This is a genomic window from Pseudomonas tructae (assembly GCF_004214895.1).
Lineage (GTDB): Bacteria > Pseudomonadota > Gammaproteobacteria > Pseudomonadales > Pseudomonadaceae > Aquipseudomonas > Aquipseudomonas tructae.
This window is the reverse complement of the sequence record NZ_CP035952.1, coordinates 4,096,952-4,123,108: the sequence shown is the minus strand read 5'-3', so window position 1 is coordinate 4,123,108 and position 26,157 is coordinate 4,096,952. Positions and strand designations below refer to the sequence as shown.

The following is a 26,157-nucleotide window of genomic DNA, read 5'->3' as shown; positions in this document are numbered from 1 at the left end:
CGGGCACCTGGTTCCTTTTCTTTACCCGGGTGCTTTCACTCATGTTCAGACCCTTGTCTATTTTCATCGGCGCCCGTTACACCCGCGCCAAGCGCCGCAACCATTTCATCTCGTTCATTTCCATGACCTCGATGATCGGCCTGTCCCTGGGCGTGCTGGCGATGATCGTGGTGCTGTCGGTGATGAACGGCTTTCAGCGCGAAATGAGTTCGCGCATTCTTGGCATGGTGCCGCACGCCAGCGTCCTTGGCGCACAGCCGCTGGATGACTGGCGGCCGGTGGCGGCCCAGGCCCTGAAAAACCCTGAAGTGGTTGCCGCCGCGCCACTGACCGAGATGGAGGGCATGCTCTCCTACAAGGGTTCGATGCAGCCGATTCAGGTCAGCGGCATCGACCCGGCCGAGGAGGGCAAGGTCTCGATCGTGGCCCGGCATATCGTTCAGGGCAGCCTCGAAGCCCTAAAGCCGGGCGAGTTCGGCGTGGTCATCGGTGAAATCACCGCGCGGCGTTTTCGCCTGAATGTCGGCGACAAGCTGACCCTGATCGTGCCGGAAGTCAGCAGCGCGCCGGGCGGTATAACGCCGCGCATGCAGCGCCTGAACGTGGTCGGGGTGTTCAAGGTCGGTGCCGAGCTCGATGGTTCGCTGGGCCTGATGCACATGGCCGATGCCGCGCAGATGCAACGCTGGGCACCTGACCAGGTGCAGGGCGTGCGCCTCAAGGTCAAGGACCTGTACGCCGCACCGCAGGTGTCCAAGGCCATCACTGCAAGCCTGGGCGAGCAGTACCGCGCCGACGACTGGACCCACACCCAGGGCAGCCTGTTCAGCGCCATGAAGATGGAAAAGACCATGATCGGCCTGTTGCTGCTGCTGATCATCGCCGTGGCGGCGTTCAACATCATTGCCACGCTGATCATGGTGGTCAACGACAAGGGCGCCGACATCGCCATCCTGCGCACCATTGGCGCAACTCCGGCGCAGATCATGGGTACCTTCATGGTCCAGGGCAGCCTGATCGGTATCGTCGGTACCTTGATCGGCGGCGTGCTGGGGGTGATCGCAGCGTTGAACGTCAGCCAGATCGTCGGCTGGCTGGAGCGGGTCAGCGGCCAGCACATCTTCACCTCGGACGTGTACTTCATCAGTACCTTGCCGTCCGAGCTGCAATGGGGTGATGTTGCGCTGATCTGCAGCGCCGGCCTGATCATGAGCTTCCTGGCGACGCTGTATCCGGCGTGGCGGGCCTCGCAGGTAGAGCCGGCGTACGCCTTGCGTTACGAGTGATCGCTGATCGCGCTCCCACAGGGATGATCACCATCCTGTGGGAGCGGGCTTGCCCCGCGATAGGTATCACACCGTCGGCAAATCGACCACAAATCGGGTCCAGCCCCCAGCCGACTCTGCCCAAATACTCCCCCCGTGGGCCTGCACAATCGAGCGGGTAATCGCCAGCCCCAGCCCGGCATGCTCGCTGCTGCCTTCGCGCCGCGCCGGGTCTGCGCGGTAGAAGCGATCAAATAGTTTTGCCAGCAACGCCATGTCAATCGGCTCACCACGGTTGGCCACCTGCAGGCGCACCAAACCCTGCGTTTGCTCAATCGTCACGCGTATCTCGCCGCCGGCTGGGGTAAAGCGCAAGGCATTGTCCAGCAGGTTGGACAGCGCCCGGCGCAACATATGCCGGTCACCGTGCAAGGGCGCCTGCCCCTCGCGACTCAACTGTACGTCGGCCTCTTCGGCCAGGGGGGCGTAGTACTCGAGCAAGGCATCGGCCTCATCCTCAAGCGCCAGTTGCTGACGGCTGGGCATTAGCAAACCGTGGTCGGCCTTGGCCAGGTAAAGCATGTCGTTGACCAGCTGCGCCATCCATTGCAGTTCTTCGAGGTTGCTGTGCAGTGCTTCGCGGTACTCATCCAGGTTACGCGGCCGGGTCAGGGTCACCTGGGTGTGGGTCAGCAGGTTGGACAGTGGTGTGCGCAGCTCGTGGGCAATGTCGGCGGAGAACGCCGACAGACGCTGGAAGGCATCGTCCAGGCGCTCGAGCATGGCGTTGACAGTCCGCGCCAGTTCCGCCAGCTCCACCGGCATTTGCCCTTCGGGCAGGCGTGTGGTCAATGAGCGCGCCGACACCCCGGAAGCCACTTCACCCATTTGCCGTAACGGTCGCAGCCCACTGCGCGCGGCCCAGGCGCCGAGCAGTGCGGTAGCCAACGCCGAGAGGCCGACGGTCAGCCAGATCAACTGCTGCATGCGCTGGAGGAAATGCTGGTGGTGGGTGATGTCGAGAAACAGCGTCAGTTGTGCGTCGCCGTCGTTGAGCTTGACGCACAGGCTGCGAAAGTCGGTGCCGCTGCTGTGCAAGGTGCTGAGCCCGAGCACCTGGGGTGCATCCGGCAGGCCTGACTGGCTGTCGAACCAGATCTGCCCATCACGGCCGCGAATGCGCACGGCCAAATCGGCCTGATGGCTGAGTTCGGTTTGCAGGGCGGGCAGGCGTGGCGCCAGGCTGGCAGGGTCATGCACGCCGTCGAGCATTTGCCGTAGCAGCGACAGGCGACTGTTGAGCAATTGCTGGTCGAGTTCGATGAAGTGGGTGGCGCTGGCACGGCTGAAGAGCAGCCCGGCGCTCAGCGATACCACTGCCGTGCAGGCGGCAAACAGCAGGGCCAGGCGGCTGCCCAGGGACAGGCGGCGCATCAGGCGCCGCGCTCTTCGAGCACATAGCCCATGCCGCGCACGGTATGGATCAGCTTGTTGTCATGGCTGTCGTCGATCTTCAGGCGCAGTCGGCGGATCGCCACTTCGATCACATTGGTGTCGCTGTCGAAGTTCATGTCCCAGACCTGCGAGGCTATCAAGGATTTGGGCAGCACTTCGCCCTGACGGCGCAACAGCAGTTCGAGCAGGGCGAACTCCTTGGCGGTCAGGTCGATGCGCTGGCCTGTGCGTTCGACCCGGCGGCGGATGAGGTCCAGACGCAGGTCGGCAAGGCCCAGGGTGGTTTCCTGCGCCGGGCTGCTGCCACGCCGCAGCAGGCTGCGCACCCGCGCCAGCAACTCGGAGAAGGCGAAAGGCTTGACCAGGTAGTCGTCGGCGCCCAGCTCCAGGCCGTGTACGCGGTCTTCGACGGCGTCGCGGGCGGTGAGGAACAGCACCGGGATTTCCAGGCCGGCGGCGCGTACGGCCTGGAGGATCTGCCAGCCATCGCGACCGGGCAGCATGACATCGAGGATCAGCAGGTCGTAGTCGCCGGTCAGGGCCAGGTGCTGGCCGGTGTTGCCGTCGCTGGCAAGCTCGGTGGCGAAGCCTGCTTCGCTGAGGCCCTGGCACAGGTACTGGCCGGTCTTGGTCTGGTCTTCGACGATCAACAGTTTCATCGGCTGGCTCTTTTGCGTGGATTGCCGGAGGGTTATACCGCGCCGGGCGGGGTGGATGGCCAAGCTGACAAAGTTGTAATCTTTTTGTCAGGTGACTGCCAGCGGCGGTTTTCTACAGTGAAGCCCGAACCGTCGCAACCCTGGAGTGGGCTTGAAATGAAACACCTGATGATCGCTGGCGCCCTGGCGCTGTTCAGCCTGCCAACCTTGGCATCGCCCGCGCATTCCTATGCCTTCGGTCAGCCGGCTGCGGCGGCCAAGGCCACACGCACCGTCGAGGTGGTGATGGGCGATATGTACTACGAGCCGCGCAACCTTGAGGTCAAAGCCGGGGAAACCGTGCGCTTTGTGCTGGTCAACAAGGGCGCGGTCGTTCATGAGTTCAGCCTTGGCGATGCCGTGATGCATGCCAAGCACCAACAAGAAATGATTGCCATGCAGGGCAAGTTGGATCATTCGGCCATGGGCCATGGCGGCATGGACCATAGCAGCATGAGCCCGGGCGCGAGCATGCAACATGACGACCCGAACACGGTGATGGTCGAGCCGGGCAAACGCGCCGAACTGACCTGGACTTTCAGCCAGTCGACGCCGATCGAGTTTGCCTGCAACGTCCCCGGCCACTACCAGGCGGGCATGGTCGGCAAGCTGACCATCGGCCAATAACAGCCGATTGCCCAATGCATGGCCTAAAACCGATAAACTAGGCGCATTTGCTCCTACAGGTTTTAGCCATGCATCCTGCTGCCGAACATTCTCCGCTGGGTAAATCCAGCGAATACGTGTCCACCTATACCCCTTCGCTGCTGTTCCCGATCCCGCGGGCGGCGAAATGGGCCGAACTGGGCGTCAGCGCCCAGACCCTGCCATGGCTGGGCGTCGACTTCTGGAACTGCTTCGAGCTGTCCTGGTTGCTGCCATCGGGCAAGCCGGTGGTGGCTATCGGCGAGTTCGCCATCCCTGCCGATTCGCCGAACATCATCGAGTCGAAGTCGTTCAAGTTGTACCTCAACTCGCTGAACCAGACCGTGTTCGAATCACCCGCTGCACTGCAGGCGTGCCTGGTCAAGGACCTGTCCGCTGCCGCCGGCAAGCCGGTAGGCGTGCAGATTCGCAGCCTGGCCGAGGTCCAAGGGCAGGGCGTGGTCGGCTTGCCGGGTGTGTGCATCGACGAGCTGGATATCAGTATCAGCAACTATGAGCAGCCTCAGCCGGAGCTGCTGCGTTGCGACAGCACCAAGATTGTTGAAGAAACCCTGCACAGCCATTTGCTCAAGTCCAACTGCCCAGTCACTGGCCAGCCAGACTGGGGCAGCGTTACCGTGGAATACCGCGGCGCGGCGCTGGATCATGCCAGCCTGCTGACCTACCTGATCAGCTTCCGCCAGCATGCCGATTTCCATGAGCAGTGCGTCGAGCGCATCTACCTTGACCTCAAGAACCTGCTCAACCCCGAGCACCTGACGGTCTACGCCCGTTACGTGCGCCGCGGCGGGCTGGATATCAACCCGTACCGCAGTACCGGGCAGGTGACCCAGCAGAACGTGCGACTGGTTCGCCAGTAACGAAAAAGCCCCGTTCGATGACGGGGCTTTTTTATTTGGCTGGGCTTAGATGCCCATACTTTGCAGGCTCTGAACGATATTGCGCAAGGTGGCGGTCAGGCCTGGGTGTTCGACTTCAAATCGTTCTACGGCGAGGTTGACGCCATCAACCAGGTTGTTGTCCGGGGTCGCAGCCTCGAGTTTCATCTCGGCCTCGATTTGCTGCATCAGTTGTTGCAGGTGATCACGCTCTTCCAGCGAGAGCGGTGGATTTTGCTCCAGTTGCTCGCGCAGGGCGTTGAGTTGCTCTTGCAGTTCGCGGGCAGGCATGGGTGTTCTCCCTCTATGGATAGGCACAGCCATGGACCTCGCCATCTGGCGAAAGGTCCATGCCTTGCCTACAGAGTAATCCACCCGGCAGCGCTTTGCATGACCCGGATCAACACCGCTGTTTCAGGGTTTTTCGCCTTTGCGCCGGCGCTGGCCGATATCTGCCAGGCAGTCGGCCAGGGCCTCCAGGTGATCGATCACCGAGTGCACGCCAAGGCTGAACAGCTGCACGGTGGCCTGGCCGCGCTTGCGTTCCTGCTCCTGGGGGCTGAGCGTCTGCCACTGCTGGTTGCTGCGTCCGCAACTGGCCAGGCCGATGGTCCAAAGCCCGGCATTAAGGGCCGATTGCAGCAGGCGCGGCTCGCCGCTGACCAGCACGCAGCCCTCGAGTTTTTCCGCCTTGAGGCCCATCAATGCCTGCCAGCAGGCGTCTGGCGCCGGCCACGGTATTGCGCAATTCGGGTAGGCCTGAAGCCAGGTCGGCAGGGCACTGGCCAGCAGTGTGCCGTCTGCGGCCGGAAGCTCATCTAACCAGGCACAAGGCACCTGTTGCTGGTTCAGCCAGTCAAGAGCCGGTAGCGCGCCCGGGGTAGGGCTGGGCGATTCAGGGGTGGCGTGCAGATCAACAAGGCATCCGCGCAGGCCAAACAGCAGGGCGGTAATGGCGGGGGAGTCTGGCATGGCAACGTCCCTGAAATAACCTGCAGGCTACCCTGGGTTTGTGACCTTCTGGTGACGCGACGGCTACACACTTGTTCACAATTTTGCGACGCTGTTTATGCCAGGCTGCTTAACAGCAGCAGAGGCTTTATACTTGCTTCATTTTTCGGCAAAGGACGCAAGGCGTCTGCCCCAGTTCGAGGAGTAATTCTATGCGTAGGATCGGCCTGATTGATCGGATGACCCGAGCCTGTGTCTGTGCCGGTCTGCTGCTGGCGCCTGCAGTCGCAGCCCAGGCGGCGACTGAAGAAGATCCATGGGAAAGCATCAACCGGCCGATCTTCCGCTTCAACGACACGGTCGACACCTATGCCCTCAAACCGCTGGCCAAGGGTTATCAGGCGGTCACCCCGCAGTTCCTCGAAGATGGCATCCACAACATGTTCCGCAACCTGGGCGATGTCACCAATCTGGCTAACGACGTCCTGCAGTTCAAGCCGCACGCGGCTGGCGTCGACACCGCGCGGTTGATCGTCAACACCACCTTCGGTCTGGGCGGCTTCTTTGATGTCGGCACCAGGATGGGCCTGCAGCGTAATGACGAAGACTTCGGTCAGACCCTCGGTTACTGGGGCGTGAGCAGCGGCCCGTACGTGATGCTGCCGTTGCTCGGCCCGAGCACCGTGCGCGATGCCATCGCCAAGTACCCGGACACCTACACCGAACCCTACCGCTATATCGATCACATTCCGACCCGCAACACGGCGATTGCCGTCGATGTGGTCGACACCCGCGCTAGCCTGCTGTCGGCAGAAAAACTGATCAATGGCGATAAATACATCTTCATTCGCAATGCGTATCTGCAGAACCGCGAATTCAAGGTCAAGGATGGCGAAGTCGTCGACGACTTCTGATCAGTGCGGGTAAACAGAAGGCGACCTCAGGGTCGCCTTTTTTGTGTCTGCATTTATTTCATGCTGAGAATGCGCAGGCCGAGCTTTTGCCCACCGTCTGACTGATCGGCGATCCAGACCACTTCGGTGCTCGCTTTCAGCCCTTGCAAGGCCGGGTGATCGGAGTCTATGTGTACCTCGAGGCTATCGCCAACCTGGAACCGGCGCGGTGCCTGGACCTGCATGCCGCTACTGGAGAGGTCCAGGCAGACGGCCGAGATGACTTGACCCTGATGGATCAGGCTTACATCGGCATCCACCCGCATGCGAATGAAATCGCGCTTTTCGCTATGGTCCATACGGCCTGAGCTCATGTCTGCATCCTTTCATTGGGTTGCGGTTGGAGAGGTTTTTATAACTCCCGGTGCTTTCAGCTGTAAAGAGCAGCGCAGACCACCGGTGTGCCCTTGAAACGCCCGGCGGATGGGAGTACCGTCTGCGCCTTACAAGGCACCTCTGTTATTTGCCGGACAGGTTTTCATGTCCTACAACTCATAGAAGCGTAGCTCGAAGTGAACCCCAGTACGTGGGCCCATGCTCACCTACACCCAACCTATTCCTGGCGCCGTTTGCCCACATGCAGAAAACCAGTGCAACGCTGCTGATTATCGATGACGACGACGTCGTACGTGCGAGTCTGGCCGCCTATCTGGAAGACAGTGGTTTCAGCGTCCTGCAGGCAAGCAATGGCCAGCAGGGCCTTCAGGTCTTCGAACAGGAACACCCTGATCTTGTGATCTGCGATCTGCGCATGCCGCAAATGGGCGGTCTTGAGCTGATTCGGCAGGTGACCGAGCGTGCGCCGGAGTTGCCGGTTATCGTGGTGTCGGGTGCCGGGGTGATGAACGACGCGGTCGAGGCCCTGCGCCTGGGGGCGGCCGATTACCTGATCAAGCCGCTGGAAGACCTGGCCGTGCTCGAGCATTCGGTGCGCCGGGCGCTGGACCGGGCTCGCCTGGTGCTGGAAAACCAGCGTTACCGGGAAAAACTGGAAACCGCCAACCGCGAGCTCGAGGCCAGCCTGCACCTGTTGCAGGAAGACCAGACGGCGGGGCGCCAGGTGCAGATGAACATGCTGCCGGAAAGCCCCTGGGTGGTCGACGACCTGTCGTTCGAGCACCAGATCATTCCGTCGCTGTACCTGTCAGGCGACTTTGCCGACTACTTCCGGGTGGATGAGCGGCGAATCGCCTTCTACCTGGCAGACGTTTCCGGGCATGGTGCTTCATCGGCGTTCGTCACCGTGCTGCTGAAGTTCATGACCACCCGCCTGTTGTTCGAGTTCAAGCGCGGCGGCAACTTGCGCGACTTCAAACCGTCGGAAGTGCTTGGGCACATCAACCGCGGCCTGATCAACTGCAAGCTGGGCAAGCATGTGACCATGGTCGGCGGGGTCATCGACGAAGATACCGGGATCATGACCTACAGCATCGGCGGTCACTTGCCCTTGCCAGTGCTCTACAGCCCGGGCCAGAGCCGTTACCTGGAAGGTCGCGGATTACCGGTCGGATTGTTCGAGGAGGCCACCTACCAGGACCATATCCTGGAGTTGCCGCCGCAGTTCAGCCTGACCCTGCTATCTGATGGCATTCTGGATCTTTTGCCCGGTAGCACACTCAAAGATAAAGAGGCGGCCCTGCCTGAAATCATCAAGGCCGCAGGCGGTAGTCTGGATGGGCTGCGCCAACGATTCGGATTAGCTACGCTTGGGGAGATGCCGGATGATATCGCCCTATTGGTGTTGAGCAGGAACCTTCAATGAGTACGGGTAGAATCCAGTTCGCCGAACAGAATGGCACCTTTGTGCTGAAGTTTGTCGGTGAAGTGCGCCTGACCTTGTGTTCGGCGCTGGATGCGACGATTGAAAAGATCTTCACGGCGCTGAATTTTTCGGCGATCGTCATCGATCTGACAGAAACCCACAGCATCGACAGCACCACCCTGGGCTTGCTGGCCAAGCTCTCGATCCTGTCGCGGCAAAAAGTCGGGCTGTTGCCAACGGTGGTCACCACCCACGCCGACATCACCCGGCTGTTGCAGTCGATGGGGTTCGATCAGGTGTTCAACATCGTTGACCGGCCGATTCCGTGCCCGGAATGCCTGACCGATCTGCCGTCGCAGGACCAGAACGAAGACGTGGTGCGCTCCAAGGTGCTGGAGGCGCACAAGATCCTCATGGGGCTGAACGACTCCAACCGCGAGGCGTTCCACGATCTGGTCAACGCCCTCGAGCGTACCTGATCACCGCCGGGCGCCGTTCTGGTGCCCGTCAAATCTCTCTCAAGTCAGCGACCCGTGGTGGAAACTCGGTCGCTTCGCTGCCGTCGGCGTTGAGCTGGTAAATCCGTGCCGGCTGCCCCTGCGGGTTGAAAAATACCTGGCCCAGGCCTGCGCTGTTCCACAGTCGCTCGCCGGCTTTGCTGTGGCTGGGGGTACGCGGTATTACCTCCATTTGCCGGCGCTTGGTAAACCAGTTGAGCGGTGAGCGCGGCGAGTACAGCCAGCGGTTGAGGCGGTCGAAGGTATCCAGCAGGCGCTTGGGAAACTGGTTCTTGATGCCGCTGCTGGTGATCTGCCACAGGTGCGGGGCGCGCCGGCGGTGGCGGATCAGCACCTCGTAGACAAACGAGTAATGCACGTCGCCGGAGAGGATCACGTAATGTCCCGGCGTGCGTGAATGGCGGAAGATGTTGAGGATGACCTGGGCAGCGCCGCGATGGGCCATCCAGTTCTCGGCATCCACCAGGAGCGGATAACCCAGCCAACTGAACACCCGCTGCACGGTCTCGATCAGCTTGACGCCGAAGATCGGCGCCGGAGAAACGATAATTGCCGAAGGATGGTCGAGCAGCGCCTGCTGCAATTCGCTGAGGGCTTCCCAGTCGAGCAGGCCCGAGGGCTTGTTGAAGTTGCTCTCACTGCGCCAGCGCCGGGTGCGGGTGTCCAGCACCAGCAGTGCCGGGCTGCTCGGCAGGACAAACTGCCAGCCCTGAAAGCGCAGCACCTCGTCGATCAGGGCATCCTGCAAGGGCGTGTCGAGGTAGCCATCGGCATCTGCGCTATGGCTGAAGGCCTGGCAGTGCTCCAGCAACTCGGTGAACGCATCCGGGTTGTTGCCCCAGCCCTGGCACAGCAGGTAGCCGAGCAGGGCGTTACCAATGATGCGCTTGGAGAACGGATGGCCGTAGGCGGTTTCTTCCCACTGCGCCGACAGGTTCCAGTCATCGGTGATGTCGTGGTCGTCGAAGATCATCAGGCTCGGCACATGCGCCAGTACCCGAGCGACGTCGCCCAGGCCTTTGGCAAAGGTGTCGATGAGCTGTTGCTCCTGGCGATAGCGGGCCTGGCGCTCGGTGTTCAGGCCTTGCGGCATTTGCACTTTAAGCAGCGTCCAGGGCACGGGTGACCAGACCAGCAGGTACATGGCCATGACTTCGGCGAAGGTCACCAGGTGGTTGTCGGCGTTGCTGCTGGTGAAAATCGGCTTGCGTGCGCCGCCGAAAAAACGCTCGCGCAGGGTTTCGTTGCTTTCCAGCGCCGGCAGCAGGTCGGCGCGGTGGTAGTAACTGGCCGGATGCTGGTAAAGCGCGGCGCTGTCATCGACCACTGCACCTTGCAGGTGCTCGCCAAACAGCCCCAGGCGCTCGATCAGCCCATGAATGGCCCGCAGCATGGGCCCTGCGACATCGTCGGCATACACCTGGTCGCCGCTCATCATCAGCAGGGCAGGGCGCTGCGAGGGCTCGGGGTTTTCCAGCAGCCAGCGGTCAGCGCACAGCAGGCCATCGGCTGCCGGGTGATGAGGCTTGCGGCACGAGCCGTGGAGCAAGTGCTCAAGGTGAGAGCGCAAAACGAAACTAGCCCGTTGCGCGCCCGGGTAGAGCAGGTGCGAGGCGTACTGGGCGATGCCCTGGGTGTCGAGGGTGAGGTCGTAGTCGATCTGCTCATCGCTCGGCAGCGGGCTGTCGAGGCTGATGTCGAGCAGATGGACGAAGGCGTGGCGACCGATCGGCACAACCGTGCGCTTGATTGTGGCGGTAATGTCGGCGCAGCTCAGTTCCAGTTCGGCTTGCAGTGGCCTGGAGGCAACCAGCCAGAACACGATCCGCGTGGGTTCGAGGCGGCGCAGCAGCGGGCCAGCCAGTACAGCGGGTATTTCGGAAGATTCAGACATCAACATCTCTGAAAGCAAAGTCAAAAGCATCGCGGGTCAAGCCCGCTCCCACAGAAATGGTGGGAGCGGGCTTGACCCGCGATGAGGCCCTCAAGGCCGACAAGATGCTCTACCTAGCACCCCTCACTGGCAAACCCAGATTTGTATCAGGCCTTTGCCGCCAACAACGCCTCCAGCTTCTCCTGGTCCCGGGCAAACTGGCGAATGCCCTCGGCCAGTTTCTCGGTGGCCATGGCATCTTCGTTGGACGCCCAGCGGAACTGGCTCTGCGTCAGTTGTTGGCGTGCCTCGCCCTTGTTGCCAGGCTTCAAGATGCGCGGCAACTCGCCCTGGTCATCACTCAACTGTTGCAGCAGTTCGGGGCTGATGGTCAGCCGGTCACAGCCGGCCAGTTGTTCGATCTGGCCGATATTGCGGAAGCTTGCACCCATCACCACAGTGCTGTAACCGTTGGTCTTGTAGTAGTCGTAGATGCGCGTTACCGACTGCACGCCCGGGTCCTCGGCACCGACATACTCCTTGCCGGTGGATTTCTTGTACCAGTCGTAGATCCGGCCCACGAACGGCGAAATCAGGAATACCCCGGCGTCGGCACAGGCCTGTGCCTGGGCGAAGGAGAACAGCAGGGTCAGGTTGGTCTGGATGCCTTCCTTCTCCAGTACCTCGGCGGCGCGGATGCCTTCCCAGGTCGAGGCCAGCTTGATCAGCACCCGGTCACGGCCGATGCCGGCCTGCTCGTACAGCGCGATCAACTGCCGGGCTTTGGCCAGCAGCGCCGGTTGGTCGAAGGACAGGCGGGCGTCGACCTCGGTGGAGATACGCCCCGGAATCACCTTGAGAATGCCGGCGCCAACCGCCACGGCAAAGGCGTCACAGGCAAGGCCCACATCGCCCTTGCTGTGTCCGACCGACTGCTTGAGCAGCTCGGCATAACCGGGCATGGCTGCGGCCTTGAGCAGCAGCGAAGGGTTGGTGGTGGCATCGACTGGTTTCAGTCGGCTGATGGCATCGATATCACCGGTGTCGGCAACCACGGTGGTGAACTGCTTGAGTTGTTCCAGCTTGGAAGTCATGGGCGTGCTCTGTCCTGTGCAATGGATCGACATTACCCGAGCGCTGCCAGCCGCTCAAGGGCTGGCTGGCAGGCGGGGCGAAGGGGATAAGCCTTCGAGTGCCGAACAGGCCACAGGTTCCGGCGCTAGCGCCCTTGCAGCAGCTCGCCGGCCTGGTCGAGCAGGGCCAGCGGGTCGTTGCTCTTGTGAATGTCCACCGACAGCAACTGGCGGAACTTGCGTGCCCCCGGGAAGCCCTGGCCCAGGCCCAGAATGTGCCGGGTGATATGGTGCATGACGCCGCCGCAGGCCAGGTGCGCGGCGATGTATGGGCGCAATTTGGCCAGTGCTTCGCTACGGCTGATCACCGGTGCGGTGCTGCCGAACAGTTGCTGGTCAACTTCCGCCAGTACATACGGGTTGTGGTACGCCTCGCGACCAAGCATCACCCCGTCGAACGTCTTCAGGTGTTCCTGGCATTCGGCCAGGGTCTTGATACCGCCGTTGAGCACCAGCTCCAGGTCTGGGAAATCCGCCTTCAATTGCGCGGCGACGTCATAGCGTAGCGGCGGAATCTCGCGGTTCTCCTTCGGTGACAGCCCTTCAAGAATCGCGATCCGCGCATGCACGGTAAAACTGCGGCAGCCGGCGTCACGCACCTGGCCGACGAAATCGCACAGTTCGGCATAGCTGTCACGGCCATTGATACCGATGCGGTGCTTGACCGTTACCGGGATCTGCACCGCATCCTGCATCGCCTTCACGCAATCACCGACCAGCGCCGGATGGCCCATCAGGCAGGCACCGATCATATTGTTCTGCACCCGATCGCTCGGGCAGCCGACGTTGAGATTGACCTCGTCATACCCGGCGGCCTGGGCCAGCTTGGCACAGGCGGCCAAGTCGGCCGGGACACTGCCGCCCAACTGTAACGCCAATGGATGCTCGGCTTCGCTATGACGCAGGAAGCGCTCGGCGTCACCGTGCAGCAAGGCGCCGGTGGTGACCATTTCGGTGTAGAGCAGGGCGTTGCTGGAGAGCAGGCGCAGGAAGAACCGGCAGTGGCGGTCAGTCCAGTCCATCATCGGTGCAACGCTGAAGCGGCGGGACGGCTCAGGGCGCGGGTTTACTGGGGTTGAGGCGGATTCTAAGGGCATTTCGTCCAACGTGTTTTGTACCAATTTTCGGGGGTTTTTGGGCGTTTTTGCCAAGTGGTTGGTGCAATGTACCAATCCAAAACCGACGTGTACCAATTTCCCATGGCAACGATCAGAGCACGCAAAAGGGCCGATGGCACATCCAGCTACACCGTCCAGATCCGTATCAATCGCGACAAGGAACTAGTTTACCAAGAGAGCCAGACATTCGCGCGTAAGCAGGCTGCCCAAGCTTGGGCAAAGCGACGAGAGACAGAGCTAGCTGAGCCTGGTGCGATCGAGCGGGCAAACCGAAAGGGGTACACCGTTCGAGAGATGATTGACCGGTACCTGGTTGAAGGCGCCAAGGTTCGGCCGCTAGGTAAAACCAAGAAGGCTACGTTGCTCGCCATTGCTGCGAGCCCCTTCGGTGAGGTAGTGGACTCTGCTATCAACAATCAGATCCTGGTCGACTACGCTTTGTGGCGCATGAGTCCCGAGGGTGGTGCTGTGCAGCCGCAGACGGCTGGTAATGATCTCGCACACCTCGGGTCAGTGTTATCAGTGGCTCGGCCTGCTTGGGGGTACGAGGTGGAACCCCATGCCATGGGTGATGCTCGTACCGTGTTGAAGAAGCTCGGGTACAACATGAAAAGCCGTGAGCGCGATCGTCGGCCGGCGATGGATGAGTTGGACAAGTTGCTTGAGCACTTCTTCGAGATGCAAAAGCGTCGACCATCGTCCATCAATATGCCGAAGGTTCTTGCCTTCGCCCTGTTCTCGACGCGCCGCCAGGAGGAAATCACGCGAATCCGTTGGGCTGATCTGGATGAAGAGCGGCAGGCTGTGAAGGTTCGGGACATGAAGAACCCGGGGCAGAAGATCGGTAACGATGTCTGGTGCCATTTGCCGGATGAGGCCTGGGCGATTGTTCACAGCATGCCTCGGGAGTGCGATGAGATATTTCCCTACAATAGCGATTCGAATTCGGCTGCTTGGACCAGGGCTTGTAAATTCCTAGAAATTGATGATCTACATTTTCATGACCTGCGACACGAAGGGGTTAGTCGTTTGTTTGAAATGGATTGGGATATTCCGCGTGTGGCAAATGTTTCAGGACATAGGGATTGGAATTCAATGCGACGATACACGCATCTTCGAGGGCGCGGTGATATATATTCAGGCTGGGAGTGGCTGCGGTCCATAGTTGATGCATCTGTAAAGTTATCCAGATGAAAGATATGTTCCTAGGATGGGGTTGACATTTGTGACTATTGATACTGGTTTTTGGGTTAGGAATTACAAGGGGTTCAAAGAGTTAGGGGCGGGGTTTGAGTGCATAAAGCCAGTTAATGTGATAGTTGGTAAAAATAATATAGGGAAATCCAGTCTTGTTGAAGCTGTTGAGCACCTTTTTCGTGGGCGTGGGGGGAGTTCCCCTATCGGTGAAAGTGCTGAGTATTGTGAGCGTCTGAGTGAGGAGCAAGTACGGGGAGAGTTTTCAACCATGGCGCGGGGAGGGGAGCTCCCAGGGCACCATTGGAACGATCATGGGTGTAATTTCATTGATAAACTTGTTTTTTGGCGGGAGCAAGGAACGACGCTAGATGTTTTGAGAGCGGAAGGCTTTCTGAGGGAGTTAGTGCCCGGAGAGAAAACGCGACTTGCTAATGCTATACAGAAAGCCAAAAATGCAAAAATTAGGCACATAAAACTTGACGCTGATAGAGATCTCGTTAGAGAGCAGTATTCTAGTGAGCTGTCTTTGGCAGGGAATGGTGTTGGAGGGACAAACATTGTTCAAATGTATATTACTAGTTCAACTCTAGATAGGGATTTGATTCAAATAAGATTGTTAACTGCTTTAAACGATATTTTCAGCCCTGATACCGTTTTCACTGAGATAGTAGTGCAGCGCCATTCAGATGGTATGTGGGAAATTTATCTTGGGGAGGAGGGGAAGGGGTTGGTTCCGCTTTCCGCTTCAGGTAGTGGGTTAAAGACAGTTATTCTGACTTTGCTTAACTTGTTGGTTCGGCCGGATTTTGAAAAGAAAAGTATTGATTTTTATGTGTTCTCATTTGAAGAGCTGGAAAATAACCTGCACCCATCCCTTCAAAGGAATTTATTCTCATTTTTGCTGGCTTTTGCGCAGTCTAGTCAGTGCCACATTTTTTTGACCACACATTCTCAAGTTGCGATTGACCTGTTCCATGGGGAGGAGGATGCTCAAATTCTTCATGTGAGAAAACAAGGTAGAGAGTCGGTTGGAGTTATCTTAGACGATCTAGTTCGTGGCTACTCTGTGTTGGACGATTTGGGGGCTAAGGCGAGTGATATTCTACAGGCCAATGGAATTTTGTGGGTTGAGGGGCCTTCCGATCGAGTCTATTTAAATAAATTTATTGAGTTGTGGGGTGGTGGCGCCTATAAAGAGGGGCATCACTATCAGTTTATATATTATGGTGGTAGCGTGCTTGCTAATGTAAGCGCTGCTACACCAGATGCTGAGCTTCAAGAAGCTGTAAGTGCAATGAGGATTAATAGGAATTTTATTTTTGTATGTGATAGTGATAGAAGGAATAAAAGGGGTGCGCTCAAGAACCGGGTAACAGAGCTGCTTGGCGAAATTAATGAGGGGCGAGGGCACGTCTGGGTTAGTAAGTGTCGTGAGATTGAAAACTATATTCCAAAGGAGTCATTCGAGTCGGTACATGGTGTAATCGGTTTGTCGCAGATCGGGGAGTATGACTATATACAGGATTATCTGAGAGATAATAATTTGTCTTCGGCGGCTGAGTATTCGGGTAAGCATCACAAAGCTGTGAAGTATAGTGAGGTTTTTTCTAGGGAGAATCTTTCATTTCGACCTGAGTTAGAAGTTGAAATGAGTGAGATTGTTGAGCGGATAATGCTTTGGAATAGTTGACTTCTGTTGGGTTGGTGGCCGACCCCGAGAAAGCCAAGGCCATGCTCAACGCCTTGGAGCAGTCCCTGCGTACCGGCGATATCTTTGCTGTTCGACGTCGCCACCCAGGGTGGTGACTGTGGGATGCCAGCCACCACCAGCGGCGTCGGCATGGTTCATGGAGCCGTTCGAGCCAACCTTGACCCAAGACATGCTCAACGAATTATCAGCATCACCGATCGAGGCGACAAAGGATTGATCGCCCTCAAGGCCTGTCAGGCCTACGTGCGCGCTATCACGCGCTGAAGTGAAAAGGAGCGATCGAGGTGGATGCGTCAACATCCGACTCACTCGCTTAATCCGCAGTCTAGAGCTGCAAGTCAAGCCAAGGCTCCTGCTCTGTGCACAAAGCGCGGTGAGTCATCTGTTCACAATTTACAGAAAAGACCTCAAGCGGAAGTATGAAGTCTGCAATAAATATTAACCAGTAATAGGCTTCTGCAATGATAAAAAGGCGTGCAGAAAACATTTTGGTATGAAAGATGGGTGTTCGTCTATGACTCGTTTAAGTACTGTTTCTTTTATTCCTTTGTTGTTTTTGTATCCTCGTAAAGCGGGGATTTTTTCTGGAAGTAAGTCTTCAAGGTCATGCCCTTGCATTTCTAACATCACCCTGGGTACGAATATAAATTGATTGCTAATGTATTCGCATTTGATTCTGTCTGTGTTGAGTGTAGCTGGATTGATTATATTTATAATGTGGTCTGCGATACGCTGTAGACGCTCTGGAGGCATTGCTAAGATTTCGGCAGAACCTTCATGCTCTTCTAAACCTATGTCTTGACGGTCAATGGCTTTGTCCTGAAATAGCAATATGGCTATCAACAATGGATCCAGCAGATAATTTTCTATAGCGTAACGCTTGTTAGAACCAAGGACCACAATGTTGTCGGTTGATTGGTTTTTTCTATCCCAGTCAATTAGGCCTCTGATAGTTGGATTGCCGTTTTTAGATAGCTGGGACACAATGTCCTTTACAAGCTCACATCCACCTTTTTTTGTTTTGCCGGATGCTATGAAACTCAATGATATGGCTGGGTGTATCATTGGTTTGAGTTTGCGAAGTATCTGGTCATAGTATTTTACGTCCAGATGGCTTTCCACGAAAACTTGACGTCTGTTTTCGTAGCTCAAACTTAGACTTGGTACACCTGACATCAATAATGATAAGGCTTTGTCCTTGTTTGTTTTTCTGAGTCGCTTCGTTCCCTCCTTTTTCATGGTGAAAATAGACTCTTCTGGGCATAGAGCTACAGTCGAAGGGGAATGAGTGGTCATTATGACTTTAATTTTTTGCTCGTTGATGAAGACTTTTTGGATAATATCGAGCAGTGACTTGGTCATTGAGGGATGAAGGGGTGCATCGATCTCGTCGAATAATAGAATTTTCGGCAGATTTGCGATGTGGGATTCGGGTTTTGATGTGTTGTAAAGGCACAAGGCGAAAGACATTAAGATTTTCTCGCCAGATGAGAGATCGCTAAAGCTGATTTTTGCGTTTGTGATCGTGTCTGTAAGCATTGCTTGGTAAACAAAATCTATGGAGTCGTCAGGTGGGCTTATCCTAAATTTAATATCGGCAATTTCAAATATATGATTAATTATTTCCCAGGGTGGAGAGCCATGTTTGTTTATGAATTCAGTGGGCGTTAAAGCATTTGTTGTTGCACCTCGAAAATCGCGGCGATATGCATTGAATTCATTAGTGATTAGAGTGGACTGATATTCGGAGCAAACTCTCGAAAAGGATTGCTGGAACAGGTTTACCGGCTGCCAATCGATTGGGTAGAGGTCAATAAATGTTTTTCTGTCGATGGTGAAGATTGGTTTGTCGAATTTCGATAAGATATGTTGAATGAGGATGGAGTTTGCTGGATGGTTAAGCTGGGTGAAGCTGTTGACGATGCGTAGTTGTTCGTTTTTTAATGTATTCTGGATTTGCTCGTGCAGTTTCTCGGCTTCATCGGTGGCAACTCCGTAATCGAGCAGCTGAAGTGCTTCGAGTTTATATAGTTTTTCGATTTCAAGCTTGGATAATTTCGGCCAGCGATAAGTTATCATCTTTAGGTTCGCGGTTGGTCCATATAGCAGCATGGATAGCGAATTCCAGTGCTGCTCTCGCTCTTGGACTATTTGCGATGATGGTGGGCAAGGATTGTCAATGGGGGCTAAAGTGGTTGCATCATGCCAGATTATATTGGCCCCTTGCGGAAGGTGGTCAAAGCCATCAATTTTAATATGTTCTTCCTGGATTGCTTTTAGAAGATGGCTTTTGCCAGAGCCGTTAGCACCTGTGATTACAGTAAAGTCAGGAAGCTCAACATCCTCAAATATCTGAATTGACTTGTATGGTCTGTAAAAGCTCAGCTTCATTTGCGTTGGTCCTTTTTAGCTTGTCTTGCTGGTACCAGCAAGTATAGGACCATTCCTAACTCCATTCGCAAGCATCATGGTGGTGATCATCAAGCTATCTCGATGCTGATCAGCTCAAGCCGCTCATTTCTGACGACTAGTTGACGACCTCGCGCTGCGCGCTAAAGAGCGAAATGACCTGGCGACCAAGGCTATGAATAAGTTCCAACGAGCTGAGAGTACGTAGTCAAGCTCGGTGGAACCTTTTGTGTAGAGGAGTTCAAGTCCCTCCAGCCTGGGGTTAGGTAATCAAGCCTATGCGGGGTCGAAGGAGTGGCCAGGCGGTGGGTAGAGGCAACGCTCGGATTGATCACCTGTTGAGTGTTTTTGCCAGCAAGTACCTCTTTCGACAGGGTAGTCGTTTGGGCATATCTTAGGCCGTGTCAGATCGCATCCGACTGATAAGGCGGATGCTAATCACCGTGCTTTCGGGACTTCGACTGTAGTTAAGCTAGGCCATCCTGTTGCAATAGGTCCATGATTACATGATCAATGTAGCCTAGGAGAATGCCGGAAATGATTATGCCCCGGCGGAGGCGGTTTATGCGGTCGTTGGAAGCTTGGAGTGCAGCTTTGTAATAAACGGAATGAATCGTCGGCTCATTTATTCCGGCAGACTCCACTTGGTTGTAAAATTGATAAAGTCGCTCAACCGCTTCAGAAGGGTTGATAGGGGCCTGAATGACAGTGAGTATCTGATCGATTTCAATAATTAAAGTGAATAGGTCCGCTTTTTTCCATGCGCGACTTCTATCGGGGAATGCGCACTCTTCTATGAAGTTGGTGGCTCTTTCAAATCGGACCTTGATATCATTCTCAATCAGGAAATCATCATTATAGCGACTCAAGAGATCTTCAAAGGCGTCATCCCTATTGAAGTAGCCTTGAATCATTGTCCCTACTATGGATAGGGTGAACCTAAGGTCTCCCATACGCTTAAAGTCTAGCGCATTGAATATGCTGTGGTTTGTGAAAAATGAACCAAGGGAAAGATCCTCGGCGAATTTCTTGATCTTTCCGCTGTATATTGCGTTGTTGACTTCTATGTCAAGCAGGGAGTATTTCGTTGCGTTTAATCGTTTAAATGCTTCAATAATTTGTGCTTTGCTAATGGTGCCTAGATCTCGAACTGCAACGTCGTACTGTAGAAAGGCGCGTTTTTGCTCGTCGCTTAGATCGGCATAGCTAGGAACAGTCGTCAGACGCAGGGTGGGGTCGCCGTCAAAGTACTGAACCAAAGTGCTAATGCGCTGCAAGCCATCTACTAGTAGTTGAGATCCGTCTCCGCTATCAAGGTCTACCTCTCCATCGGCAACATAAATCTCAGGAAAAGGGAAACCGTTTATAATACTGTCAATAAAGTGATTTTTGTCATCTCTAGACCATACAAGGCGGCGTTGGAATTCTGGGCGAGGAATTATTTTTTCAGCCTTGACCGATGCGATAAGTTCGCGAATTTTCTTGTTGGTCGATGAGGTTTTCATGAGAGCTCCAGAAGCTTTTTACAAGTATTTATTCCGCGCGCTTGGTACTTGGTAACGAACTCTACGTTGCGGTAAAGCGCGCCGCTGATTTTTCGTCGACCTAGTAATTGGTCACGGCCAAGGGAGCGAACTTTGTCGTTCCAGCGGTCGTAATTTAGAAGTCGAGTGTCTCGAGGGAAGTGGTCGGGTCTGAGCCAGCCGTAGACCAGATAATCACCAAGCTTATTTATTCGTGCTGGAAATCTAGTCTGAGAGAATGCAAAGGTAGATACTTCTTGCCATACCATATCGAATAGTTCCGCCGATGCGAATGCAATATCAATATCCGAGTCGGCATTGAAAGGCCGGAATGCCGGAAGAATTTCCCCATCTCTTTTTGTCTTTTGATGCAGTCCAAAACCCAACTTTGCCGAACCTACTACATAAATCTCATTGTCCTTTATGTTTATTCCGGTAACCTCGGCTATGGATTTTCGTACGTGCTCCAGTTGCTCTGGTTTGAAATGAGGGCAGTCGTTGGAGAGGATATTGTTTATAACAAAATCTTCTGGTTTGGAGTTGCGTATAAGTTGTTGAAGTTCAGCTAAATCCATAACCTCTGTCCGTTGAAGTCAAATGTTGTACTAGCTGGGTTGCCATCAAGATAGTGGCATAAACGCCTAACCTACGGGCTGACGCATTGACTTGTCCAGTAGTCTCCTTAAAAATCTGCGCTCGTGGGAAGGAGGACGGCTAGCGATTATGGGTAAAAGTGACGGTCGAGTGATTGGGTTGATGGTACAAAAGTGGTACAGACTCTGAACAGTGGCGCCTAACGGTTGCGAATTGAAAGGCTTTTAGGGGGCATCTGTCCAATCCATCATCGGTGCAACGTTGAACCGGCGGGACGGCTCAGGGCGCGGGTTTACTGGGGTTGAGGCGGATTCTAGGGGCATTTTCGACGACGTGTTCCGTACCATTTCCGGGCGCTTTTTTCGGGATCGTTGGCAGGCTGGGTCTGGCCAAGTTCCGGATCAAAAACAAAGGTGGCTAGTCTATCAAGACTCCCGGACATTCGCCCGTCGGCAGGCTGACCACGTTTAAGCGACGTGACGAGAGACCGTGCGAGTCAGTCATGGCCTCGGGCTGTCGAGCCGTGAGATCTGCAACATTATCAATCCCGTGCTGTTTAAAACTTGGCGCGTACTAACGCTACTGCGTGTGTGTTCAATCGTTTTAATTAAAGTAGGGTTTGCAGTAAGTACCTTTCCTCGCGAGCAAAGGATTTTCTTTCAGGGCGGTGAGCGAGTTAATACACGTTTGCAAGCTGATTCACCAGGTGGACGCACTGTTCCATTAATGGGGCTCACTATTCTCAAAGCGATTCATTAGATCGCACTTCCTCCTCTGATAAATTGCTACTTTAGTAATAATGGGCAACGCAGTTGCTTGGCGTTTCGGGTCTCATAGTCCCATCAATGAAACGTTCAGAGTTTGTCAAATGATTGATCTAAACGAGTGGTATGTGTACCTGCGGGTGGTGGAGCACGGAGGGTTTGCTGCCGCAGGGCGCATTTTGGGGATGCCTAAGTCAACGGTAAGCCACAAGGTCAGCAATCTGGAGGAGCGCTTGGATTTTCGAGAATGTGGTTGTTAAAGGCTACTTCCTCCCAAGAGATAATCAGTACTGTTGATCACCCGTTAACTTCTTTCGAACCAGCTCATGAGTGAGCGCGTCCAGCCAGCGCCGCCTGTACTGCGCAGCGATGCTGCACTACACGATCGGCAGCACGGCTGCCGTGGCCGGTTCCCGTGCGTCGGAGCCTCACTGCAGGTTCTCTGCCAGGCGCGGGGTGTAGCAGTGCATAACGGCCATCAGATTTGCAGAAGTCGTCAATGCAAGCCCGTTTTTGCTATACAATTCGCGGCTTTGAACGTGCTGCCAGCTGTGCATCGTCGGGGCCGGTAGGTTGATAGCAAGGGGTGGAATGTGGGTCAACATCGCGAAATCTTGTCCTTGACCGGGCTAAGGTTTGTTGCAGCGCTGTATGTGTTTGTTTTTCATATTCAAATACGATGGCCTGTGACTCAGATTCCGTTCCTGAAAAATATTATCGAGCAGGGCGCGGTAGGCATGAGTGTGTTTTTTATGCTGTCCGGCTACCTGTTGATGTTTAATTATTCAGCGCTCTCGGGTGGGGTAAAACAGTACTTTATCAATCGCTTTGCCAGAATATACCCCATCTACTTTGTCGCCGGCTTGATCACGTTGCCGTGGTTGGGCCTGAGCTTTGATGGTGCCTGGTCGGAAATAGGGTTGAATACGCTCAAGGCGGCATTTATTTTTTTTGCGAATATTTTCATCATTCAAGCCTGGTTCCCGCAGTTGTTCGGGTACTGGAATAATAGCGGTAGCTGGTCCATTTCCGTTGAGGTGTTCTGCTATGCGCTTCTTCCGGCGCTGGTACCCTATTTGAACAGGTTGTCCAAGCGTGGCGTTCTCTGGCTTTTAGTGGGGCTCTACATCGCTTCATTAATGGCAGGTTTGTCTGTCAAGCTGTTCGAAGGCTACGGCCTGCCAGTTTTTTATGCAATGCCGATATTCCGCCTTCCCGAGTTTGTCATGGGGGCCTGCCTGTATTTGATTGTCAAAAAGTGGCGGGCGCCTGCAACGATCTGGGTGGTACAACTGGCGGCGATGCTTGTCATGTTTATCTATCTTGGCGTCGTCGGTGGCTGGATGCCTATTTACACCGGTCATCATTGGATTGTCATGCCGGTGGTAGCGTTGACGATCTACACACTGGCCGTCGGGCGCGGACCGATAACCTGGATATTGTCACGCTCTCTATTCGTCTGGTTCGGCAAGGTTAGTTACTGTTTCTATTCATTTCAGGCACTCATCTTGTTCTTCCTGGTCTCTTTCCATGACCGTCTGATCAATGCCTTTCCCGCATTGGCGAATGGCAAGATTCTGACCCTGACTGCCTTTATTTGTCTGACGTTGCTGTCGGCGCTCGGGTACTACCTGATTGAGGAACCCGCTAGACGGAAAATCAAGAAGCATATGTCGACAGAATCAAAACTATCAGGCGGTTTGGCACTCAACTGACCTGCGCAGACGAGTTGATGACTTTGGCGAGATGTGATTACACGCGAAATCTCATTAGCCGCTAACGGTGGCCCAGTTCCCCAATCAGAACATCGCGCACCTGAGCAATCAATGCACGTTCATCGGCACGCGGCGCCACCCGCGAGAACTCCACTTCGGGCAAGGTCGGCAGGCCTTGACTGGCCTTTAGTGGCTCGATGCCGGCAGTGATCACCGATGCGTTGACGCACGCCATGCCCAGCCCTGCTGCCACGGCCATCTGCAGGCCGGCGATGCCCGAGGCGGAGTGGGCGAGGGTGAAGGGCACGTGGTTCTGTTCCAGGCGTTTGAGCGCGTAGCGCTGCAGCGCACAATCCGCAGGCAGTACCACCAGGGGCAGCACACCGCTGGCAGGCAGGCGGTAGTCCGCGGCGGCAACCCAGTGCAGGGTTTCGCGGTTCAGCGGGTGGTGCTGGGCGCTGCTGATCGGGTCGAGCACGCGCATGGCAATGCCCAGGTCGAACTCATCGGCACCAGCTCGTTGTTCAATCTCGGCGCTTTTGCGGATCGAGACATGCAGGCGAAGGCGCGGGTAAGCACGGTGATGGAACTCACCGGCGCCTTGCTCGACAAGGAGGCTGAACGAACCTTGATGATGGTCCGCTATCACCCTCACGCTGACTGGTTCATTGCCGGTAGATCACTGCTTGAACATGGGCAGACCAGAAGGCGGCGTATGCGGCGCTCGCCGAATTGATCGGTAATGTCCATCCGCACTCCAATATCCATCAGATCGACGTCAGGGCAACCGCCTACAGCTATGGCGGCATCAGCATGGAGCAGTACTTTCAGGAGGCCCAGCGCTAGAATATGCCGTCCACCCGAAACGGAATTCACCATGAGCGCCCCCTTGCATGCAGCCTTTCTCTCCCTGCTGGCCTTGCCTTGCATTGCCCAGGCCACGACTGCAGAACCGGTACCGCTGTACCAGCACCTCAAGGACTGGATAGTGAGCTGTGACAACACCCGCCAATGCACCGCGCTGGCGGCCGATACCCAGGCGGACATGCCGCTTGGCATTCAGGTGGTGCGAGGGGCCGGCATCGATGGCCAGCTGCAATTGACCATTTACAGCAGAAGCTCGCTGGAGGCGCCGTTGCAGCTCGATGGCCAGCCTCTGGTGCTGCCGTTGAGCGATGCGCAAGAGGATGGCGTGGTGTTCTGGCTCGCCAGCGGTGAGCAGGCCATGGCCTTGCTCAAGGCCTTGCGCAACGGCACGCGCCTGACCTCGCAGAGCAATGATGGAGAACTTGGCAGCTCGCTCAACGGCTTGACGGCCTCGTTGTTGCTGATCGATTCGGTGCAGGGGCGGGTGGGGCATCGCAGTGCCTTGGTGCGCGCCGGTAATGCGCCGGACAGCGCCGTGCCGCCTGCACCAGCGCTGCCGAAGCTGGCGCCCTTCGTGCGCCCCGAGCCGCTGGAAGAAGCAGAGGCCCGGCGCATAAGCGAGGCGGTCATGGCCGCGACTGCCCATGACTGGCGCGACCCTGATACGGACTGGACGCCGGACAGTGCCCAGGCCTATGCCTTGAGCAAGGAGACGGCGCTGGTCAGCTTTCGCTTCGGTTGCGGCGCCTACAACTGCGAGTACGCGCTTTACACCACGTCGCGAGCTCACCCTGAACAGGCCAAGGCCTTGCAGTTCGAGACGATTGCGGCGCAGGAGCAGTGGGGAGATTTCGGAGGTTCGGTGGGCTATGACCCGGACACCGGGGTGCTCAGCAGTTTCATCCTGTCGCGTGGCATCGGTGATTGTGGTATCGACCAGAGCTGGCGCTTCGATGGTGAGCGCATGCAGCTGCGCTCGCTGGCGCGGATGGGCAGTTGCAGCGGAAGCTGGCCGGACAAGTGGCCAGTGTTGTGGCGCTCGCAGGATTGACCCTGAGGCTGTGGGAGCGGGCTCGACCCGCGATCTCCCACAGGGATTGTGTCGGTTGATAACCTGGATCAGAACGCCAGCTTGTAGCCGATCATCAGCAGCATGCCGGCCAGGCATGGGCGCAGGACGCTGTCGGAGATCCGGCCGGTCAGGTGGCTACCCATGTAGATGCCGGGCAGCGAACCCAGCAGCAGGTAGCCGAGCAGCGACCAGTCCATGTTGCCCATGCTCGCATGGCCCAGGCCTGCGACCAGGGTAAGGGGCACGGCGTGGGCGATTTCGGTGCCGACCAGGCGGCGGGTGACCAGGTAGGGGTAGAGCAGGAACAGTGCCACGGTACCCAGGGCGCCGGCGCCGATGGAGGTCAGCGAGACCATGACACCGAGCAGCACACCTGTGACCACGGTCAGCAGGTTGAGGCTGGTGCCGCTCAGGTGGTAGCGGTCGCCGGCGTGCTTGCTGGCAAATGCCTGGAGTTTGCTTTTGAACAGGATGGCCAGGGCGGTGAGGACCAGGACCACGGCCAGGCCTTGCTTGATGACGGCGTTGGCGGCCTGGGTGTCGGTGTCGAGGCTGGCGAGAAACAACAAGGTCAGGGCGGCGGCGGGGACGCTGCCGAGGGTCAGCCAGCCGGTGATTTTCCAGTCGATGTTCTTGTTCTTACCATGGACCCAGACGCCGCTGGCTTTGGTGATGGCGGCGTAGAGCAGGTCGGTGCCTACGGCGGTGGCGGGGTTGATGCCGAACCACAGCAGGATCGGGGTCATCAGCGAGCCGCCGCCGACGCCGGTCATGCCGACGATGAATCCAACTACCAGGCCTGCAATGGTAAAACCGAAAGAACCTACATCCATAAGTAACCTAATGCCATCGTGCCCGTGATCGGATGGCAGCCAGCATAAAGGTTTTTTTATAGCTAAATAGACTTGTTCGTTATTAGGTTATAACCGGTGTGGGTGCGGGCTTGCCCCGCGAAGCGATGTCACAGCCCAACTTCTGTCTGCGACCTACAAATATGCGTGGTGTAGCGCACAGGATGAAAAAAGGGGCCGCAAG

Annotated in this window: 23 protein-coding genes and 2 pseudogenes; 12 read left to right on the top strand and 13 right to left on the bottom strand. The window is 56.4% G+C overall.

Annotated features, from left to right (window positions below; genetic code table 11):
* Positions 1 to 41: 41 nt before the first annotated feature.
* On the top strand, positions 42 to 1,286 hold the full coding sequence (locus EXN22_RS18810; RefSeq protein ID WP_130265486.1) for a lipoprotein-releasing ABC transporter permease subunit: 1,245 nt from the start codon (positions 42 to 44) through the stop codon (positions 1,284 to 1,286).
* 66 nt (positions 1,287 to 1,352) lie between these two features.
* On the opposite strand, the gene EXN22_RS18805 is transcribed toward EXN22_RS18810, so the two are convergent.
* Together EXN22_RS18805 and EXN22_RS18800 are read right to left on the bottom strand one after the other, a co-directional pair.
* The gene (locus EXN22_RS18805) at positions 1,353 to 2,702 is read right to left on the bottom strand and encodes a heavy metal sensor histidine kinase (RefSeq protein ID WP_130265485.1); all 1,350 of its coding nucleotides are present in this window, start codon (positions 2,700 to 2,702) and stop codon (positions 1,353 to 1,355) included.
* Positions 2,699 to 3,379 (bottom strand): heavy metal response regulator transcription factor, encoded by a 681-nt coding sequence (locus tag EXN22_RS18800; protein WP_130265484.1) that lies wholly within the window; start codon positions 3,377 to 3,379, stop codon positions 2,699 to 2,701. The genes EXN22_RS18805 and EXN22_RS18800 overlap by 4 nt, the downstream gene beginning before the upstream one ends.
* Positions 3,380 to 3,535: 156 nt before the next feature.
* Between EXN22_RS18800 and EXN22_RS18795 the strand changes: the two genes are divergently transcribed.
* Both EXN22_RS18795 and queF read left to right on the top strand, forming a co-directional pair.
* Positions 3,536 to 4,045, top strand: coding sequence for a cupredoxin domain-containing protein (locus EXN22_RS18795; protein WP_130265483.1), 510 nt, complete (start codon positions 3,536 to 3,538; stop codon positions 4,043 to 4,045).
* A gap of 68 nt (positions 4,046 to 4,113) precedes the next feature.
* A complete protein-coding gene (gene queF, locus EXN22_RS18790) occupies positions 4,114 to 4,944 on the top strand; it encodes an NADPH-dependent 7-cyano-7-deazaguanine reductase QueF (RefSeq protein WP_130265482.1) in 831 nt (276 codons plus the stop codon).
* Positions 4,945 to 4,989: 45 nt separating this feature from the next.
* Here queF and EXN22_RS18785 read toward each other — a convergent pair whose 3' ends face one another.
* Entirely contained in the window at positions 4,990 to 5,253 is a 264-nt protein-coding gene (locus tag EXN22_RS18785) for a DUF4404 family protein (protein WP_130265481.1), read from the bottom strand.
* Between the two features lie 123 nt (positions 5,254 to 5,376).
* Positions 5,377 to 5,934, bottom strand: a complete 558-nt coding sequence (locus EXN22_RS18780; protein ID WP_130265480.1) for a phosphonoacetaldehyde phosphonohydrolase-related protein — start codon at positions 5,932 to 5,934, stop codon at positions 5,377 to 5,379.
* A 191-nt stretch (positions 5,935 to 6,125) separates the two neighbouring features.
* On the opposite strand from EXN22_RS18780, the gene EXN22_RS18775 reads away from it, so the two are divergent.
* Complete coding sequence (locus tag EXN22_RS18775) at positions 6,126 to 6,827, top strand: MlaA family lipoprotein (RefSeq protein WP_130265479.1); 702 nt, start codon at positions 6,126 to 6,128, stop codon at positions 6,825 to 6,827.
* 53 nt (positions 6,828 to 6,880) lie between these two features.
* On the opposite strand, the gene EXN22_RS18770 is transcribed toward EXN22_RS18775, so the two are convergent.
* Positions 6,881 to 7,180, bottom strand: a complete 300-nt coding sequence (locus tag EXN22_RS18770; RefSeq protein ID WP_130265478.1) for a PilZ domain-containing protein — start codon at positions 7,178 to 7,180, stop codon at positions 6,881 to 6,883.
* Between the two features lie 263 nt (positions 7,181 to 7,443).
* Between EXN22_RS18770 and rssB the strand changes: the two genes are divergently transcribed.
* Entirely contained in the window at positions 7,444 to 8,628 is a 1,185-nt protein-coding gene (gene rssB, locus EXN22_RS18765) for a two-component system response regulator RssB (RefSeq protein WP_130265477.1), read from the top strand.
* On the top strand, positions 8,625 to 9,107 hold the full coding sequence (gene rssC, locus EXN22_RS18760) for an anti-sigma factor antagonist RssC (protein WP_038994382.1): 483 nt from the start codon (positions 8,625 to 8,627) through the stop codon (positions 9,105 to 9,107). Before rssB ends, rssC begins: the two co-directional genes overlap by 4 nt.
* A gap of 28 nt (positions 9,108 to 9,135) precedes the next feature.
* Here rssC and EXN22_RS18755 read toward each other — a convergent pair whose 3' ends face one another.
* From EXN22_RS18755 to dusA, 3 genes are all read right to left on the bottom strand, one after another.
* Entirely contained in the window at positions 9,136 to 11,040 is a 1,905-nt protein-coding gene (locus EXN22_RS18755; protein WP_130265476.1) for an alkaline phosphatase D family protein, read from the bottom strand.
* Between the two features lie 146 nt (positions 11,041 to 11,186).
* The gene (gene tal, locus EXN22_RS18750) at positions 11,187 to 12,113 is read right to left on the bottom strand and encodes a transaldolase (protein WP_130265475.1); all 927 of its coding nucleotides are present in this window, start codon (positions 12,111 to 12,113) and stop codon (positions 11,187 to 11,189) included.
* 125 nt (positions 12,114 to 12,238) lie between these two features.
* Positions 12,239 to 13,249 carry a tRNA dihydrouridine(20/20a) synthase DusA gene (gene dusA, locus EXN22_RS18745; protein WP_130265474.1) on the bottom strand — a complete coding sequence of 337 codons (1,011 nt, stop codon included), beginning with the start codon at positions 13,247 to 13,249 and terminating at the stop codon, positions 12,239 to 12,241.
* 66 nt (positions 13,250 to 13,315) lie between these two features.
* Here dusA and EXN22_RS18740 point away from each other — a divergent pair, with 66 nt between their 5' ends.
* The 3 genes and pseudogenes from EXN22_RS18740 to EXN22_RS26450 form a co-directional block, all read left to right on the top strand.
* Entirely contained in the window at positions 13,316 to 14,464 is a 1,149-nt protein-coding gene (locus EXN22_RS18740; protein ID WP_130265473.1) for a tyrosine-type recombinase/integrase, read from the top strand.
* Between the two features lie 31 nt (positions 14,465 to 14,495).
* The gene (locus tag EXN22_RS18735; RefSeq protein WP_165392239.1) at positions 14,496 to 16,157 is read left to right on the top strand and encodes an ATP-dependent nuclease; all 1,662 of its coding nucleotides are present in this window, start codon (positions 14,496 to 14,498) and stop codon (positions 16,155 to 16,157) included.
* 78 nt (positions 16,158 to 16,235) lie between these two features.
* A pseudogene (locus tag EXN22_RS26450) lies at positions 16,236 to 16,442 on the top strand (lysis protein); the annotation flags it as partial.
* 174 nt (positions 16,443 to 16,616) lie between these two features.
* Here EXN22_RS26450 and EXN22_RS18725 read toward each other — a convergent pair.
* The 3 genes from EXN22_RS18725 to EXN22_RS18715 form a co-directional block, all read right to left on the bottom strand.
* The gene (locus EXN22_RS18725; protein ID WP_130265471.1) at positions 16,617 to 18,569 is read right to left on the bottom strand and encodes an AAA family ATPase; all 1,953 of its coding nucleotides are present in this window, start codon (positions 18,567 to 18,569) and stop codon (positions 16,617 to 16,619) included.
* 485 nt (positions 18,570 to 19,054) lie between these two features.
* Positions 19,055 to 20,092, bottom strand: a complete 1,038-nt coding sequence (locus EXN22_RS18720; RefSeq protein WP_130265470.1) for a DUF262 domain-containing protein — start codon at positions 20,090 to 20,092, stop codon at positions 19,055 to 19,057.
* Positions 20,089 to 20,685, bottom strand: coding sequence for a hypothetical protein (locus EXN22_RS18715; protein ID WP_130265469.1), 597 nt, complete (start codon positions 20,683 to 20,685; stop codon positions 20,089 to 20,091). The genes EXN22_RS18720 and EXN22_RS18715 overlap by 4 nt, the downstream gene beginning before the upstream one ends.
* Before the next feature lie 887 nt (positions 20,686 to 21,572).
* Between EXN22_RS18715 and EXN22_RS18710 the strand changes: the two are divergent.
* Both EXN22_RS18710 and EXN22_RS18705 read left to right on the top strand, forming a co-directional pair.
* Positions 21,573 to 21,713, top strand: a pseudogene (locus EXN22_RS18710) (LysR family transcriptional regulator); the annotation flags it as partial.
* Between the two features lie 348 nt (positions 21,714 to 22,061).
* Positions 22,062 to 23,183, top strand: a complete 1,122-nt coding sequence (locus tag EXN22_RS18705) for an acyltransferase family protein (RefSeq protein ID WP_130265467.1) — start codon at positions 22,062 to 22,064, stop codon at positions 23,181 to 23,183.
* 61 nt (positions 23,184 to 23,244) lie between these two features.
* Here the strand turns inward: EXN22_RS18705 and EXN22_RS18700 are convergent, their stop codons facing one another.
* Positions 23,245 to 23,838, bottom strand: a complete 594-nt coding sequence (locus tag EXN22_RS18700; protein ID WP_130265466.1) for a LysR substrate-binding domain-containing protein — start codon at positions 23,836 to 23,838, stop codon at positions 23,245 to 23,247.
* A 222-nt stretch (positions 23,839 to 24,060) separates the two neighbouring features.
* On the opposite strand from EXN22_RS18700, the gene EXN22_RS18690 reads away from it, so the two are divergent.
* The gene (locus tag EXN22_RS18690; RefSeq protein WP_165392238.1) at positions 24,061 to 25,101 is read left to right on the top strand and encodes a DUF1176 domain-containing protein; all 1,041 of its coding nucleotides are present in this window, start codon (positions 24,061 to 24,063) and stop codon (positions 25,099 to 25,101) included.
* Positions 25,102 to 25,169: 68 nt separating this feature from the next.
* Here the strand turns inward: EXN22_RS18690 and EXN22_RS18685 are convergent, their stop codons facing one another.
* Positions 25,170 to 25,955 carry a sulfite exporter TauE/SafE family protein gene (locus EXN22_RS18685; protein WP_130265464.1) on the bottom strand — a complete coding sequence of 262 codons (786 nt, stop codon included), beginning with the start codon at positions 25,953 to 25,955 and terminating at the stop codon, positions 25,170 to 25,172.
* Positions 25,956 to 26,157 lie beyond the last annotated feature (202 nt).

What these genes read in the sequence shown, in the direction of transcription:
- EXN22_RS18810 (WP_130265486.1), top strand. Translation starts at nt 42, where the DNA reads ATGTTCAGACCCTTGTCTATTTTCATCGGCGCCCGTTACACCCGCGCC.
- EXN22_RS18800 (WP_130265484.1), bottom strand. Translation starts at nt 3,379, where the DNA reads ATGAAACTGTTGATCGTCGAAGACCAGACCAAGACCGGCCAGTACCTG.
- EXN22_RS18795 (WP_130265483.1), top strand. Translation starts at nt 3,536, where the DNA reads ATGAAACACCTGATGATCGCTGGCGCCCTGGCGCTGTTCAGCCTGCCA.
- queF (WP_130265482.1), top strand. Translation starts at nt 4,114, where the DNA reads ATGCATCCTGCTGCCGAACATTCTCCGCTGGGTAAATCCAGCGAATAC.
- EXN22_RS18785 (WP_130265481.1), bottom strand. Translation starts at nt 5,253, where the DNA reads ATGCCTGCCCGCGAACTGCAAGAGCAACTCAACGCCCTGCGCGAGCAA.
- EXN22_RS18780 (WP_130265480.1), bottom strand. Translation starts at nt 5,934, where the DNA reads ATGCCAGACTCCCCCGCCATTACCGCCCTGCTGTTTGGCCTGCGCGGA.
- EXN22_RS18775 (WP_130265479.1), top strand. Translation starts at nt 6,126, where the DNA reads ATGCGTAGGATCGGCCTGATTGATCGGATGACCCGAGCCTGTGTCTGT.
- EXN22_RS18770 (WP_130265478.1), bottom strand. Translation starts at nt 7,180, where the DNA reads ATGAGCTCAGGCCGTATGGACCATAGCGAAAAGCGCGATTTCATTCGC.
- rssB (WP_130265477.1), top strand. Translation starts at nt 7,444, where the DNA reads ATGCAGAAAACCAGTGCAACGCTGCTGATTATCGATGACGACGACGTC.
- rssC (WP_038994382.1), top strand. Translation starts at nt 8,625, where the DNA reads ATGAGTACGGGTAGAATCCAGTTCGCCGAACAGAATGGCACCTTTGTG.
- EXN22_RS18755 (WP_130265476.1), bottom strand. Translation starts at nt 11,040, where the DNA reads ATGTCTGAATCTTCCGAAATACCCGCTGTACTGGCTGGCCCGCTGCTG.
- tal (WP_130265475.1), bottom strand. Translation starts at nt 12,113, where the DNA reads ATGACTTCCAAGCTGGAACAACTCAAGCAGTTCACCACCGTGGTTGCC.
- dusA (WP_130265474.1), bottom strand. Translation starts at nt 13,249, where the DNA reads ATGCCCTTAGAATCCGCCTCAACCCCAGTAAACCCGCGCCCTGAGCCG.
- EXN22_RS18740 (WP_130265473.1), top strand. Translation starts at nt 13,316, where the DNA reads ATGTACCAATCCAAAACCGACGTGTACCAATTTCCCATGGCAACGATC.
- EXN22_RS18725 (WP_130265471.1), bottom strand. Translation starts at nt 18,569, where the DNA reads ATGAAGCTGAGCTTTTACAGACCATACAAGTCAATTCAGATATTTGAG.
- EXN22_RS18720 (WP_130265470.1), bottom strand. Translation starts at nt 20,092, where the DNA reads ATGAAAACCTCATCGACCAACAAGAAAATTCGCGAACTTATCGCATCG.
- EXN22_RS18715 (WP_130265469.1), bottom strand. Translation starts at nt 20,685, where the DNA reads ATGGATTTAGCTGAACTTCAACAACTTATACGCAACTCCAAACCAGAA.
- EXN22_RS18690 (WP_165392238.1), top strand. Translation starts at nt 24,061, where the DNA reads ATGAGCGCCCCCTTGCATGCAGCCTTTCTCTCCCTGCTGGCCTTGCCT.
- EXN22_RS18685 (WP_130265464.1), bottom strand. Translation starts at nt 25,955, where the DNA reads ATGGATGTAGGTTCTTTCGGTTTTACCATTGCAGGCCTGGTAGTTGGA.